This is a genomic window from Emticicia sp. 17c (assembly GCF_037153985.1).
Lineage (GTDB): Bacteria > Bacteroidota > Bacteroidia > Cytophagales > Spirosomataceae > Emticicia.
This window is the reverse complement of record NZ_JBBAYI010000011.1, coordinates 181,031-195,677: the sequence shown is the minus strand read 5'-3', so window position 1 is coordinate 195,677 and position 14,647 is coordinate 181,031. Positions and strand designations below refer to the sequence as shown.

At 38.6% G+C, this 14,647-nt stretch carries 14 protein-coding genes; 7 read left to right on the top strand and 7 right to left on the bottom strand.

The window, feature by feature from the left end; all coding sequences use genetic code 11:
- Positions 1 to 38: 38 nt before the first annotated feature.
- The gene (locus tag WAA15_RS19820; protein WP_337044570.1) at positions 39 to 1,316 is read right to left on the bottom strand and encodes a DUF2851 family protein; all 1,278 of its coding nucleotides are present in this window, start codon (positions 1,314 to 1,316) and stop codon (positions 39 to 41) included.
- A 36-nt stretch (positions 1,317 to 1,352) separates the two neighbouring features.
- Positions 1,353 to 2,186, bottom strand: a complete 834-nt coding sequence (pyrF, locus tag WAA15_RS19815) for an orotidine-5'-phosphate decarboxylase (protein ID WP_337044569.1) — start codon at positions 2,184 to 2,186, stop codon at positions 1,353 to 1,355.
- A 200-nt stretch (positions 2,187 to 2,386) separates the two neighbouring features.
- Between pyrF and rfbC the strand changes: the two genes are divergently transcribed.
- Both rfbC and WAA15_RS19805 read left to right on the top strand, forming a co-directional pair.
- Positions 2,387 to 2,917: a dTDP-4-dehydrorhamnose 3,5-epimerase gene (rfbC, locus tag WAA15_RS19810; RefSeq protein WP_337044568.1), complete on the top strand. Its 531-nt coding sequence runs from the start codon at positions 2,387 to 2,389 to the stop codon at positions 2,915 to 2,917.
- Positions 2,918 to 3,138: 221 nt separating this feature from the next.
- Positions 3,139 to 3,933 carry a tyrosine-protein phosphatase gene (locus WAA15_RS19805; RefSeq protein ID WP_337044567.1) on the top strand — a complete coding sequence of 265 codons (795 nt, stop codon included), beginning with the start codon at positions 3,139 to 3,141 and terminating at the stop codon, positions 3,931 to 3,933.
- Here WAA15_RS19805 and WAA15_RS19800 read toward each other — a convergent pair.
- Entirely contained in the window at positions 3,922 to 4,716 is a 795-nt protein-coding gene (locus WAA15_RS19800; protein WP_337044566.1) for a UDP-2,3-diacylglucosamine diphosphatase, read from the bottom strand. The two genes, WAA15_RS19805 and WAA15_RS19800, sit on opposite strands and share 12 nt — an antisense overlap.
- Positions 4,717 to 4,867: 151 nt before the next feature.
- Between WAA15_RS19800 and WAA15_RS19795 the strand changes: the two genes are divergently transcribed.
- Genes WAA15_RS19795 through WAA15_RS19785 form a run of 3 tightly spaced genes read left to right on the top strand, consistent with a single transcriptional unit; the run spans position 4,868 to position 7,879 of the window.
- Complete coding sequence (locus WAA15_RS19795) at positions 4,868 to 5,245, top strand: response regulator (RefSeq protein ID WP_337044608.1); 378 nt, start codon at positions 4,868 to 4,870, stop codon at positions 5,243 to 5,245.
- A gap of 60 nt (positions 5,246 to 5,305) precedes the next feature.
- The gene (locus tag WAA15_RS19790) at positions 5,306 to 6,091 is read left to right on the top strand and encodes an MBL fold metallo-hydrolase (RefSeq protein ID WP_337044565.1); all 786 of its coding nucleotides are present in this window, start codon (positions 5,306 to 5,308) and stop codon (positions 6,089 to 6,091) included.
- Between the two features lie 24 nt (positions 6,092 to 6,115).
- A complete protein-coding gene (locus WAA15_RS19785; RefSeq protein ID WP_337044564.1) occupies positions 6,116 to 7,879 on the top strand; it encodes a VRR-NUC domain-containing protein in 1,764 nt (587 codons plus the stop codon).
- Here the strand turns inward: WAA15_RS19785 and WAA15_RS19780 are convergent.
- The 3 genes from WAA15_RS19780 to WAA15_RS19770 are packed head-to-tail and all read right to left on the bottom strand — an operon-like array spanning position 7,876 to position 12,011.
- On the bottom strand, positions 7,876 to 9,033 hold the full coding sequence (locus tag WAA15_RS19780; protein WP_337044563.1) for a hypothetical protein: 1,158 nt from the start codon (positions 9,031 to 9,033) through the stop codon (positions 7,876 to 7,878). The genes WAA15_RS19785 and WAA15_RS19780 overlap by 4 nt on opposite strands.
- Positions 9,030 to 10,001 (bottom strand): DUF2157 domain-containing protein, encoded by a 972-nt coding sequence (locus WAA15_RS19775; RefSeq protein WP_337044562.1) that lies wholly within the window; start codon positions 9,999 to 10,001, stop codon positions 9,030 to 9,032. The genes WAA15_RS19780 and WAA15_RS19775 overlap by 4 nt, the downstream gene beginning before the upstream one ends.
- Before the next feature lie 30 nt (positions 10,002 to 10,031).
- The gene (locus WAA15_RS19770; protein WP_337044561.1) at positions 10,032 to 12,011 is read right to left on the bottom strand and encodes an alpha-1,4-glucan--maltose-1-phosphate maltosyltransferase; all 1,980 of its coding nucleotides are present in this window, start codon (positions 12,009 to 12,011) and stop codon (positions 10,032 to 10,034) included.
- Between the two features lie 176 nt (positions 12,012 to 12,187).
- On the opposite strand from WAA15_RS19770, the gene WAA15_RS19765 reads away from it, so the two are divergent.
- Together WAA15_RS19765 and WAA15_RS19760 are read left to right on the top strand one after the other, a co-directional pair.
- The gene (locus WAA15_RS19765) at positions 12,188 to 12,616 is read left to right on the top strand and encodes an SPOR domain-containing protein (protein WP_337044560.1); all 429 of its coding nucleotides are present in this window, start codon (positions 12,188 to 12,190) and stop codon (positions 12,614 to 12,616) included.
- Positions 12,617 to 12,788: 172 nt separating this feature from the next.
- Positions 12,789 to 13,496: an SPOR domain-containing protein gene (locus tag WAA15_RS19760; RefSeq protein ID WP_337044559.1), complete on the top strand. Its 708-nt coding sequence runs from the start codon at positions 12,789 to 12,791 to the stop codon at positions 13,494 to 13,496.
- A gap of 100 nt (positions 13,497 to 13,596) precedes the next feature.
- Here the strand turns inward: WAA15_RS19760 and pheS are convergent, their stop codons facing one another.
- On the bottom strand, positions 13,597 to 14,631 hold the full coding sequence (gene pheS, locus WAA15_RS19755) for a phenylalanine--tRNA ligase subunit alpha (protein WP_337044558.1): 1,035 nt from the start codon (positions 14,629 to 14,631) through the stop codon (positions 13,597 to 13,599).
- Between the last annotated feature and the right edge of the window lie 16 nt (positions 14,632 to 14,647).

Sequence of the window (14,647 nt, the reverse complement as noted above, 5' to 3'; positions counted from 1 at the left end):
AAGCCTGATAGTTGCGTTTTTTAACATAAACTATCAGGCTATTTTTTTAGTATTTCTATCCCGATATTACATTGCAGGCATTTTTTTGGGGTGCAAAAATTATTAAATAACTCAATGCTCGCTTGTGCATCAAAAGCAGTTTTTATGCTTAGTCCCAAGCTCTTCCATGTATCTACAATATGGTTGCTTTCGGCCGGAAATGACTCCAGAAAAGCAATAGCCCTATCCATAAACACCTGATTATCTGTTTTCTGAGCATAACAAGCCAATAAAGGTATTACCGTATTTATAAGTAAAATATCTACCGAGTTCTTGCCCAAACCTGTATTTTTCTTTGCCCCTTTCTTAGCGAAATGATAGTTTTCCTGCCAGTAGGCTGACTGCTCCACTTGCAAAGCCTTCCGTAATTCATCAACAGATTCAGTCTGTGTAAACAACGAAAAAAAGCTCTTTTGCTGAACTATTAATTTTGCCAGTTGTGCAATTCGGATAGTCGGAAAATTAGCAGGTCTGGTTCGCATCAGTTTCCATTCATGTGCCTGCAATGCCTGCTCTTTCAGCGAAAATTTTGTAGCAAAGAAATCATACTCCTGCTGTAATTTTTCAGAATAGCCATCTACTTTTGTCAACAAACCCGACTGCCCAAATAACATTGCTTCTACCTGTACAAGGCTGTCGCGGTGTTTCTGAAGCACTTTCAGAGGCAGATTCTGAGCCAGACGCAAAAAAGCTTCTGAATTGAGTTTAAAACCGAAGTTTCTGGCTATCAACTGATACGTAGTTTCTTCCCAGTCACCCTGATTTGTTTCCAGTAGCTCTTCAACCAGCTTCGATTTCTGAATCAGGCGTTTTGTTAAAGCCTTGTCGAGTATCGCTATTTTAGATAACTCTGAAACCGCGCCGAATTGCTCGGCACAAGGAATAGCATTTGTATTGCCATCGGCCACAAGCATTTGATATTTAGCCAGAAGTCCTGTTTCGGTAATAGTTTTAAGTGCCAGTGTCGGAATCACGCTTCCGTCTTTACGTAAAATAGGTTGGTCGTACTCCCACACTACATGCAGAATAACATTATTGTAGCCACTATCAAATTGATGAAGATGCTGGTTCCAGTCAGACGACCTAATATGTATTTCGATATTTCCTACCCATTCTATTTCGCCAATCTGCAAACGCGCATTTAAGAAATCAGGCCCTGCATCGGTATTCAGAATTCCGGTTTTAAATACCTTCACAGGTTCCTGATTAGTGGTTTGCAGCAACGTTTTATTAAATTGTTGAAACTGCCACAGGTAATGAATAAACGACTCTGTCATGGTTAAATTTTAGTCAAACAGCATTAATGATAGACACTATTTGGCAGCAAGGTAGGTTTCCATTTCTTCCTGCACTTTTTTGGCTTCTTCGGTTGCTTTTGCAGCAAAATCTTTGTCAGCAGAAGCATAAATAATAGCTCTCGAAGAGTTCACGAGTAATCCACAATGCTTGTTCATACCATAGCGCGAAACATCTTCAAGGCTTCCGCCTTGCGCCCCTACTCCTGGTACTAGTAAAAAATGATCTGGTGCTAGCTGGCGTATTTCAGAAAGTTTATTAGCCTGCGTAGCCCCTACTACATACATCATCGACTCGCTATCAGCCCATTCCTGCGACTGCACTATTACCTGCTCATACAAAGCTCTTTTCTTACCTTGTGCTTCAACGGTCAGGTGCTGAAAATCATGGCTACCAATATTTGAAGTAAGGGCCAGTAATATTACCCATTTACCTTTAAATTCCAGAAAAGGCTGTACAGAATCACGACCCATGTATGGAGCTACTGTAACAGAATTAAAATCGAAGCCTGATGAGCTTTTGTCAAAGAAAGTCCGTGCATATAAGCCAGAGGTATTGCCGATGTCGCCGCGTTTGGCATCAGCAATGGTAAAGCAGTGGTTAGGAATATATTCCATTGTTTTTTGCAGGCTCTCCCACCCTTTTGCGCCCATTGCCTCATAAAATGCAATATTAGGTTTATAGGCTACGGCATATTTTTCAGTAGCATCAATAATCTGGCGGTTAAATTCAAAAATAGGGTCTTTGGTCTGCAATAAATGTGACGGAATTTTCTTGATGTCGGTATCAAGCCCTACACACAGATAAGATTTCTTTTTTGTGATTTGCTCAAAAAGCTCTTGTTTGGTCATAAATTAAAAAAATTTTGGCAAATTTCCTTAATTCTACTGATTTAATAAGAAAAGTAACATAAAATTATTTTAGAAATATTACTTTTGTGCTAATTACTAAATGATAAAATTTGCAGGATTATTCATAATTTTGCGATTTTACAAGCAAAAAGCAAATTGTAGTATATTCCTACTAATCTAAAAATTGACTAAAGACAATAATGGAGTTTAGACAAACATCAATCGAAGGCCTAATTGAAATTTATCCGCGTATTTTTGGTGATGACAGAGGATATTTTTTAGAATCTTACCACAAAAAGGCATTTAGCGACAACGGCATCCCTTTTGATTTTGTTCAGGACAACCAATCTTTGTCTTCGGCAGGCGTTTTACGTGGCTTACATTTCCAGAAAGACCCTCATGCACAAGGTAAGCTGGTAAGAGTAATTATTGGTAAAGCGTTAGACGTAGCTGTTGACCTACGCCCTGAGTCTCCTACATTTGGCCAATATCAGAAATTTTTGCTCGATGCTGAGCTGCAAAATATGGTATATATTCCGGCCGGCTTCGCTCATGGTTTTCTGGCATTAGAGAAGTGTCTCTTTACTTATAAATGTACTCAGTTCTATAACAAGGCTTCTGAAGGAGGTATTATCTGGAATGACCCTGACCTTGCTATTGACTGGGGAATTGAACACCCGAATATCTCCCCAAAAGACCTTGAACTGCCTAAGCTAAAGGAGTTATTTTAAAATTAAAGAAGAAACATTTTTTGTCATAAATGATACCAATTTAATCATTTATGAAATATTTTTTTTCAAAACTCTGATAGAAAGGCTTTTACTACCGCTTGCTATTTTTCTGTTATAATAGTACTTTTCTGGCACGGTGTTGGCGCATAGTATAAATACGAAAGGCAATATAAGTTATAAAGATTGAATCCTGATTTATACTAAAAAACACACTTAAGTCAATGTTTGAAACATTGTTCAAGAAATCTATTTTAGGCAAGAAAAATGTCTTAGCTAACCATCCTCTTACTGTTGACGTGCACGCTCACTTACTCCCCCAACTCGACGACGGGGCTTCAAGTGTAGAGCAAAGTATTGCTATCATTAAAGGGCTTCAGGCTTTAGGATATAAGAAAATTATTGCAACGCCTCATGTAATGAGTGGTTTCTATAATAATTCTTATGATGACATTCTGCAATCGTTGTATTTATTGAGAGGCGTTTTAAAACGTTACAATATTCAGGTTGAGCTTGATGCCTCAGCCGAATATTATCTGGAAGATTCTTTATTTGATTTAATTGAACGCAACGAGATTTTATCGTTTGGCGGGAGAAAAAAGTATCTGCTATTTGAGGCTTCATTTGTTACTAAGCCTTCTGAAATAGTAGAAGCAGCCCGTCGGATGCAAAAAGCAGGATACATTCCCGTATTGGCACATCCCGAACGATACATTTCCTTAAACAATATCGATACACTCACCCGCTTATTGTTTAATGGTATTCTTTTTCAGGTTAATATTGGCTCAGTTACGGGGTATTATTCAAAACAGGCACAAGACATGGCAGAAATGCTCATCAAAAAAAATATGGTGGCCTTTTTCGGAACTAACTGCCACAATGAGGCTCAATTAAAAAGTATTAAAACTGCCTTTGAATTGCCTCATTTCTGCAATGCTGCCAGAGAAAACGCACTGAATAACTCGTTAATGGAAATGTATGGCACTCATCAGATAAATAAAATCTATTCAAGAGCCTGATTGATGGTTTTCTTGAGTATCAAATTTCAAAGACTTTAAAACAAGTTCGTTTCCATCAAAAACGGCATAGCTGTCGTACCATATCCAGTCACCCAGATTAATATAACGGGCTGTTGGAGTAATATTGATGTCTACTTTAGTGTGGCGATGCCCAAAAATGTAGTAGTCGTGGTGTTCTTGAGCTTCAATCTCTTTTGAGTACCCGACCAGATGCTCTTTGTCGTCGCCCAAGTATGTTTCTATGGTTCTTTTTTTTCGCCAGCTATGTTTGGTCCATATCTGCCCAAGCCACATCCCAAGATTAGGGTGCAATACCCGATTGAACAAAAAACGTGGCAATTTTCCTTCAAAAACAATTTGCAAGAGTTTATAACCGTAATCGCCTTTGCCTAAGCCGTCGCCATGCCCAACATAGAATTTTTTATTATTAAAAATATAGGTTTTAGGGCGGCGAACCGTTTTAATATTCAGTTCTTTTTCGAAATAATCGGTCATCCACATATCTCGGTTTCCCAGAAATACAATAATTTCGATACCAGCATCTGACAGCTCAGCAAGTTTTCCCAGAAACCGCACAAACCCTTTAGGCACTACCCGCCGATACTCGAACCAGAAATCGAACAAATCGCCAACTAAAAAAATGATTTCAGCGTCATGCCTGATACTCTCAAGCCATGCCACAAGCCTTTTTTCACGATTCAGGCTATCAAGGTGGTTAGGAGCTCCCAAATGAAAATCAGAAGCAAAATATATTTTTTTCCCGTTTGATAAGTTTCGGTTCAAGCGCGTATTTACGGAGGTCAAAATGAATTACTATGTTATTATTTTTGCAAAAATACAGATTTTATCAGGCTTTCGTAAAATTTGGTTTTGTTAAAAATCTTCTTTCCTTATCTTTACATCAAAATCTTAAAGACCAAACTTAAAAATATATATACATTCAATGAAACGAGTATTGATAGCCGAAGATAGCTCAGTTATTCAGAACTTAGCCAAGAAAATTCTGGAATTTCAGAATTTTGAAATTACCGCTGTAAAAAACGGAGAACAAGTAATGCAATTACTTGATAAAGAAGATTTTGATATTCTGCTCCTTGACATCAATATGCCAATTATGGATGGTATGGAATGTATAAAAGCTATTCGTGAATTATCAGACAAGAAAAAAGCTAATATTCCGGCAGTGGCTATAACCGGAAACGCCAAAAACTATTCTGAAGATGATTTCAAGGTAGCAGGCTTTAACGATGCTCTGATGAAACCTTTGAACTTTGATAGGCTTGTAACCGTAGTAAAGGGGTTAACAGAATAGTTTCGACAGTTTTTATATTTCTGGTGGCAATGGTTTCCATTGCCCTTTCAACCCTTCAACATGCAAGTAACTTTTCTCGGAACAGGTACTTCGGGAGGTATTCCCGTACTTACGTGTGGATGTGAAGTCTGTAATTCTTTAGATTTCAGAGATAAACGTCTGAGGGTATCTGTATGGATAGAAGTAAATAATAAAAGTTTTGTTATAGATACTGGCCCTGATTTCAGGCAACAAGCGTTGCGCGAGCAAATCAGGCAACTTGATGCCATTATCTATACCCACGAGCACAAAGACCACACAGCAGGGCTTGACGACGTTCGGCCTTTTAATTATCTGCATGGTATCCGTCACCTGACTCTTTATGGGCATTCGCGGGTGTTGAATCAATTAAAACGTGAATTTGCTTACGCCTTCGACGACATCAAATATCCGGGTGTACCATTACTGAATCTTCAAGAAATTGCTTCTGAAGAAACAAATCAGCAATTTCAGATTGAAGGGGTAAACTTTACACCTATCGAAGTCTTTCATCATCGTTTACCTGTATTGGGGTTTCGGGTAGGTGGCTTCACGTACATTACTGATGTAAACTACATTCCTGAAAAAGAAATGGAAAAAATATATGGTACCGAGGTGTTGGTATTAGGAGCCTTACAGCGTGAACCACATATTTCTCATTTCACCTTACAACAAGCCATTGAAATAGCGCAGAAAATTAACGCCCCTACTACCTATTTTACCCATATCAGCCATAAAATGGGCTTGCATGCCGAAGTAGAAAAAGAATTGCCTGCTAATATTCATCTGGCTTATGACGGGCTAAAGATAATTTTACCGAACCCTTGACGAGACAATATTGTTTCTATCAATATGGCCGAGCAAAACGATCTTCCTCCAAAATATTATCTCGAGTATTTTAATTATCTGCTGGATTTTGTTCAGGAGAAATACCGGCATATTCTCAATGAAAACGAATGGCGTTTTCTAAGAAAATATTACTGCCTGAGCGAAGACGCCCAATGCTTGTTTATTAGATTCAGTAACCGCAAAGGTCTGTTTTTTAAATTAAATAAACTGGCATACGCCGAACTTACAGACATACCCAATCTATTAAACGAACTGCTGGAAAGAGAGTTTATAGAACCTGTTCAGGCAGAAAAACATGCTACCTTTGGCAAAGAGCTGCTGGGTGTTTTTTCAAAAGACGAATTAGCCACAAAGTTTTCGGCTGTTATTAATGCTACTACTGACAAACTCTCAAAACCTGTAAAGCCCGCTTATAAAAAGCTAAAAAAAGATGAACTCGTTGAGGCCATTCTAACCGATTTCAGTTTTGAAGAAATTGTGGAAGTAATTCAGGACCTAGAACCAGTTATTAAGGTTTGTTTTGAATTTGAAGTAACTTTCATGAAGTTTCTGTTCTTCGGAAACCGCTATCTTGACATGACCGAATTTGTGGTGCGCGACTTGGGTCTTGTACAGTTTGAACACCACGACGACGATAAACTGGTGGCTCGTTTTAATACCCGAAAAGATGCAGAAGATAAATGGCTGATTACTGACCAAAATGACCTTTTTTCTCAATTAAAAGATAACGCGCCGCCTCTGGAAGTTTATGACTGGTTCATGAATTTTGCCGACTCGGTAGATGAGCTTAGCGAGATAGCCAAGCCTTCTTATGAAAGGCTTATTTTAAAGGTAGGTACGTTTCTGGAAAAAAATAAGCTATATGATGAAGCTCTGAATATTTTCAGGCTAACCGAACAGGTGCCTTCACGCGAAAGACAGGTGCGTACACTTCAGAAATTAGGTTATATAGACGAGGCATTGTCGTTATGCCAACTGATGATTGAGTTCCCTAAAAATGCTGATGAGAAGTTTTTTGCCATAGATTTTACTACCCAAGTTAACAGTAAAAAGCGTGTACATAAAAAAAGTACAACTTCGTGGCTCCATCAATCAGAATCGATTACCGTTTCAGAAGATTTTAGGCATCAGGTCGAGATGGGTGTGGCAGATTATTATCAGTCTTATGGAAAAACAGCCGTTTTTACTGAAAATCACGTGTGGAGAGCCATATTCGGGTTAATTTTCTGGGATATTGTGTTTGACCCTAGTCTGGTGGCTTTTCATCATCCATTCCAAAGAAGACCCTCTGACTTATACTTACCTGATTTTTATGAGAAAAGAAGAGATTTAATCATCAGCCATCTGGATAGCTTTGAACACGTACAGGCTTTGCTGGTATATATGGGCGAACGCTATGAGTCAAAATTTGGCATTGCTAACCCCTTTGTACCGTGGCTCGAAGAAATGTGGTTGGTTGTCAGAAAAGCCGTTGAGGTAATTAATTTCGAATCCTTGAAAAAAATCCTGCATGAAATGTCGAAAAACCTTGTCGAAAATCTTCGTGGGTTTCCTGACCTTTTTATGTGGGACGAACAGGAATATTGTTTTGTAGAAGTAAAATCGCCGACCGACAACTTATCTAATCAACAATTATTCTGGCTTCAGTTTTTTAAAGAAGTAGGCGTTAATTCAAAGGTATTGCGGGTTTTCTGGGAGCCATCTTCTATAATGGAAGCTACCTCTGACGTACTGCCCGAAACCAACGCAGACGAAAAGGATGATTAATAATTACTGCCCGCGCCTCCACCTCCAAAATTACCTCCTCCGAACTTCGCTTTGTCTCCCTGCCCATGCTGAGGCAAAACCTGACTAACCAGAAATGCCTCAAAGTCACGATATTTACTTTCTTTTGACTGTTGGTAGCTCATTCCATATTTAGGTGTTTTCAGGTATCTTATTAATATAATAGCCAAACTCACTAAAGCAGTACCGCCCACGGTAAGTGCCCATTCAAGCGGTAGAACAGAAAAATAATAACGATAGGTAAATATCGAAAAAACTACACAAAATGCCCCTACAATCAGCATCTTACGGTCTCGATTTTTAAGTCCCAAAAACAGGTATGCTAAGGGGGTAACCACCGTAAAAAAGTAAAATAAAGGCGCAAAACTTATTTGTACTGAACTGGATAAATTATTCAACATTGCATTGCCCTCACGCACAATCAGGTAGTTTCCGCCCAGATAAAAAGTTATTAACGCCGATGTTTCAATACAAATTTGCGCATCAATATAATATGCCGAATCATCTTTCTTTTTCCACCATTTCACAAACACATACGCCACTACCGAAACAAGCATTATTACAAAGGGCATGATAGTTTTTCCGATAGAGAACTCGAGTAATAAAATAAACCAGAATCCAACCCAGACTACATAAATTCCAATAGCCAGAAAAGGGTCACCATAGCGAAGTAAAAAAGGGATAAACACCAGAAACATAATCAGATAATACCCATATAAAGCCAGCTTGAAATCTGTAAACGCAAAAATGGCAGTCAAGAGTAAGCCAATAGTTACATAGAGCAAGGCGTTGTCAGTTCCAGACCTGTAAAGTTTTTTGTTTATGATAAAATATTCGAGCAGGAAAAACAAACTAACTGCATAGATAAGGCAAATAATTGCCAAACCAATGTTGGTTTCAATTATAGAAGAAAAAAGTGTGACAGATAAAAAACCAAAGGTGGCTGAAATAGCCAGATTTGTAAAAATAAATAAGCCAAACTCAATAAAAATATTAGGCTGATAAAACCCTATCGGAAATTCCTTGCAGGCTTCTTCCATCTGCTCGGCACTAATTACTTTTTCGTCGTACCATTCTTGAATAATCTCCTGATTCTCAATATTATCAACCCATATTTCGTTGTATGCCTTTTTCATTTCTTGGTGCCAATGATTTGTTTGATATTAATCAGAAAAACTACTACTCCTATACCCGACATCATAAAATAAAACATATAAAAGTTAAAGTCCATGTTGCGAGCCCATTCTCCCTGAAAAATCCAGTAACTAACAGCAATGTATCCGTATATAACGCCTATCAGTAAAAACACATACGACTGTGCCTTACGGGCATACCAGATTGTTGCATAGCTTATCATAGCCACTATGGCCAGATAAACCAATTTTTCTTCAAACTGAAAAAGCCCTGCCAATGATGCCACAAACGCAATGTTACTGCCAAAAATATAATAGGTAAAAGTAAAGTGTTTTTTCCAGTTTTTATATTCTGTTATGGCTCCAATAGCAATCAGAAAAACGCCTAAGGCAATGGAAATATGAGTAATGTCGGCCGTCGAGAAGTTTTTTTGTTGCCAGAGTTTGATAGGTGCAATATTTACTCCTACCCATGAGCCAAAGGCCGTAATAGCCATTGAAAGCACTCCTCGGTGGTCGAATCGGTAAGCCAGAAAGAAAAATAATACAGCGGGTAAAAAAGCCGCCAGCCCGTAGCGTGTCCCAAAAAAATTATATTGGTATTGGAGGTAGCCTTCAAGGGTAAGAAACACTACGCAGGCTCCTAACAAGGCAAAATCGTCTAGTTTTTCGGTTTCAATTACTTCTTCCCATGTAAAAGGTTTACGATGCAGATAGGCATAATAAAGGCACCCCATAAAAGCAAGGCTTATCAGCCCAATTAATACATTATGCCCCAGCGAATCAATATTCTGGTAAATAACTACACCTAAGCCTGAGCCTAACAATGTAATGCCTACATATAATAGCGTACGGAGTTCCCAATGAACAGAAAAGGGCTTGTTGACTTCATAGGCAGCTATTTTTTCGGCCTGTTCGTTCTGAATAATCTGCTTTTCAGTTAGAGTTTTTAACAATTTCAGGTACTCCATAAAAACGCTTATATTTAATTGGCTGTTGTTTTAGATGTCTTCAATTCTAAACAAATGGAAAGGCAAAATGTATGGATCTAATTCCACATAATTGGTGTCTCCCTTCCACGTAAAGGTTGCACCCGTTACAAGGTCATGCACCCTGTAACTCTCCCAATCGCCCTTATGAATCTTGCCAAGTGGTACTTTTACCATTCCACTCTGCCGGTTATACCCGTCCAGATTTACTATACATAAAATTCTATTCCCGTCTGAAGCCGTTTTCAAGTAAGCTAATAGTTGGTCGTTGTTAATTTCGCAGAACTCAATATTATTTGTACTATGAAATGCTGTATTTTCTTTTCTGATTCGGTTAATCTGGGTAATAATATAGGTCATTTTGTTGCGGTGTTCCCAATTCCACCACTTAATTTCATATTTTTCAGAAAAACCATATTCTTCTTTATTAGGGTAAGGCTCATGGTATAAATACTCATAAGTAGGCCCAAAAATACCATAATTGCTTACCAGTGTAGCAGCCATAAAGTATCTTATCAAAAATAGGGGCTCATGCCTTCCCTGCAACATATACGGATTAATATCATGGGTATTTGGCCAGAAGTTCGGACGGAAATAATACTTCATTTCGCCTTTGGTTAACTCTTCCATATACTGAATTATCTCTCCCTTATGTGTACGCCACACATAATAGGTATACGACTGTGTATAACCAAGTTTGGCTAATTGTTGCATTACCTTAGGCTTTGTAAATGCCTCCGACAGGAAAATCATATCGGGGTAATCGGCCTTAACTTCAGCAATTACCCACTCCCAGAACCCAAATGATTTTGTATGAGGGTTATCTACCCTTATGATTCTTACACCCCATTCAGCCCATGTCAAAATCAGTTTTTTTAGTTCTTGCCACAGATTTTGCCAATCGGCTGTTTCAAAATTTACGGGGTAAATATCCTGATATTTTTTTGGTGGGTTTTCGGCATATTTAATGGTGCCATCGGGCAGAATTTTAAACCAGTCGGGATGTTGTTTTACCCACGGGTGGTCGGGTGAGCATTGAATGGCAAGGTCCATAGCCATTTCCATTCCATAGTGCTTACACGCTTCTACTAGGTGTTTAAAATCTTCTAGGGTACCCAGTTCAGGATGAATGGCATCGTGCCCTCCTTCTTCTGACCCAATACCATAAGGTACACCGGGTTCTCCTTCCTGACTAGCAACAGAGTTGTTTTTTCCTTTTCTATGGGTTTTGCCAATGGGGTGTATTGGCGGTAGGTATAGTACATCAAAGCCCATCTCGGCAATTCTGGGTAGTAACTGCTCTACATCTTTGAAGGTTCCGTGTTTGCCTATCTCTCTGGCTGCCGAACGAGGGAACATCGAATACCATGTTGAGAAACCTGCTTTTTGTCTGTCGACATATACCTTTAATTCTTGATACCTGAAAGGCGACTGGCGTTCAGGGTATTTTGTAAGCCATTCGGCCATATCCTGACTTAGCGCAATATGAATAGCTTCATCATAACGCTCTTCTGCTTGCCCGTAAGCACTTTTCATGGCTTTAGCAGCCTCCTGAATCATTTTTTTATCATCACCTTTAGCCCGTTTCGCCATGGCGTTCAAAAAGATTTCCCCCTGCATTAACTCTACTTTCAGGCGTTGCCCATCTCTTGCTTTTGCATCAACTTCATGTCTCCAGCTAGCAATATGGTCGGCCCACGCTTCAACTGTATAAGTGTAGAAACCTTGTTTTTCTACCTGAAAGTGGCCTACCCAACGGTCATTTTCAGCCAGAAGCATTACTGTTTCAGTCCAGTTCTGGTCAGTTTCATGTTTAAACAATAAGCGAGCTGCCAGTTTATCATGGCCATCAATAATAATATCTGCTTCAATGGTAATAGTTTCACCAACAACTGCTTTAATGGCATAGCGGCCACCATCAATTTCAGGGCTTACTCTTTCGACCACTGCACGGCATTGGCCGTCAAGCGGAAAAGGGAAATGATTTTTCATACATTAGAGATACGCGAGCTAATCTGTGATGTTTATCTGCTCGTCAGGTGTCTTAGTCGTCTTAAAATATACGATAGGTTAAAGAATATGTCTCAAATTTCTTCTTTTTTTAATTCAAAAAAAAGTTTAGCACGAAATTTGAAATTTAATAGATATTACTATCAATTATTACTATTATGAAAAGAAGTCTCATATCCACAATTGTAATGCTTTGCATACTCAACTTTGCCTTTGCCAACGAAGATTTACCTAATGACAAAAACAAGAGGAACAATAAAAAAGCGCGTGTCGATGAAAATGGCAATTCGAAAGAAATGCTCCAGAACTTTATTTATGTAAAACAAAAAAGTGACTTGGTCGGCTATGGCTTACAGTTGGCATCGTTCAGCAATTTAAATAATGCAAAAGAGTTTGCACGAAAAATAATTAAAGAAGGTAATGCAGAAAAAAATCAGGTGTTTATTTATACCGTAAATATTGATGACAAAACCTTCTACAAGGTCTATTTCGGTATAACTAAAACCGATGACTCTATCAGAGGTAAACAAAAATATTTTCTGGAACAAGGGCAATATGCTTTCGTGAAAGAATTTAAAGAGCAATAACAGTTTATTTTTCGCTCATTATCAATTACTTAGCGGAAGAAAAATAAATATCTTTTTCTTCCGCTTTATTTTTGTAGGTTTTATGGCTAATGAGCATTATTATTGGCACATTATTTGTAAATATTTTAGTAACCCGCTCTTCAGAGCAACCTACCCGTAAATTACTATAAATATGAAATTACGTGCCCCACTAAACCTATCAGGAGCTATTCTCCTGTCTTTTGCTTCAAGCATAGCTTGGGCTCAAACATCTGCCGGCCTTGCCGATGCACTTAATAAATCACCCAAAAAGGACACAGAAAAAAAAGTAAGAATAACTAATCTGGAAACCGATAAATCGGTTGTAGTTAGTATTACTGATGCTACTAAAACCAAAAGTAGCAACAAGGTAGCTTTTTTACCTGAAAAGGTTGATGTGAAAAGTAGTAATGGTAAGGTAAAAATACAACCTGTAAACGACGATGACGAGGTTGAGGTACTTTGGGCTACTGCCGATGTAAGTACCGCCCCTGCTAAAAGTTATGCACCTACAAAAAAGGTAGCAAAAGAGAAAGAAATCAGGTTGGAAACAACAAAGATTGAAGATTTTGAAGTAAATCATGTATATAACCTGAAAGGTAAAATGCAGGAAGCCAATGGCTATGGCTTACAGCTAGGTGCTTTCGGGCAACTTAAAGCCGCTAAAGATTTTGCCAGCCAGTTAACTCAGAAAGGCGAAATAGAAGAAGATAAAATATTTATTCAGGTAAGCAAAGCGGCCGACAAACCAATGGTTTACCGCGTAATATATGGTCTTTATGATTCAGAAATAAATGCTAAAACTACACAAAAGCAAATCGAAACTTTAGGGTATCAGGCTTTTGTGAAAGGGTTCAAATAAATTTGTCAGGAATTTTTTAAGTGTCAATGTTCTTTACGAACAACCGTTAACAAAAAATCTCCACCCGCTGGGTGGAGATTTTTGTTTATAAAATATTTTATCAGGCTCCTTCAAACTGACGCAGAAATCTCACGTCATTCTCAAAAAACAAGCGTAGGTCGTTAATTCCATACCGAAGCATGGTTATTCTTTCAACACCCATACCAAAAGCAAAACCTGTGTATTCTTCAGGGTCAATGCCACTATTTGCCAGCACGTTAGGGTCAACCATACCCGAACCGGCAATTTCAACCCAGCCGCTGTGCTTACAGATATTACAGCCTTTGCCTCCACAAATAAAGCACGACACGTCAATTTCTGCACTTGGCTCGGTAAATGGAAAATAACTAGGACGTAACCTGATTTTTGTGTCCTTGCCAAACATTTCTTTAGCAAAATGATACAAGGTATCTTTCAGGTCTTTAAAACTCACATTTTTATCAACGTATAGACCTTCAATCTGATGAAACTGGCAATGCGCACGGGCTGAGATAGCCTCATTACGGTATACACGGCCTATCATGATTGAGCGAATAGGTGGCTTCTTGCGTTCCATTAAACGTACCTGTACGTTTGATGTATGTGTGCGAAGCAGTACATCGTCTTTCTGAACAGCCTTTTTCTCTACAAAGAAAGTATCCTGCATTTCACGTGCAGGGTGGTTTTCGGGGAAGTTCAACGCTGTGAAGTTATACCAGTCGGTTTCTACTTCGGGGCCATCTTCATGATTAAAGCCCATGCGTGCAAAAACCTCTAGCACACGCTGGCGTGTAAGTGTCAGCGGATGAACAGTACCAGAAAAATTAGGCACCACCGGAAGTGTCAGGTCCAAACCAAGGCCTGTGTTTTCTTCAGAGGCGTTCTCCAAGGCATCCGAAAACTCCTTAAATCGTTGTTCTGTAATATTTTTCAACTTATTAAGCTCCTGCCCTACTGCCCTTTTTTGTTCGTTGGCAACAGCCTTGAACTGCTCAAACAAGTCGTTTAAAACGCCTTTACGGCTAATATACTTTAAACGAAAATTCTCTAAATCTTCTTTGCTGATTACTTTTGTAACAGATATTTCGTCTATTACTTCCTGGATTTTATCTAACACTTTACAACCGTTTAAT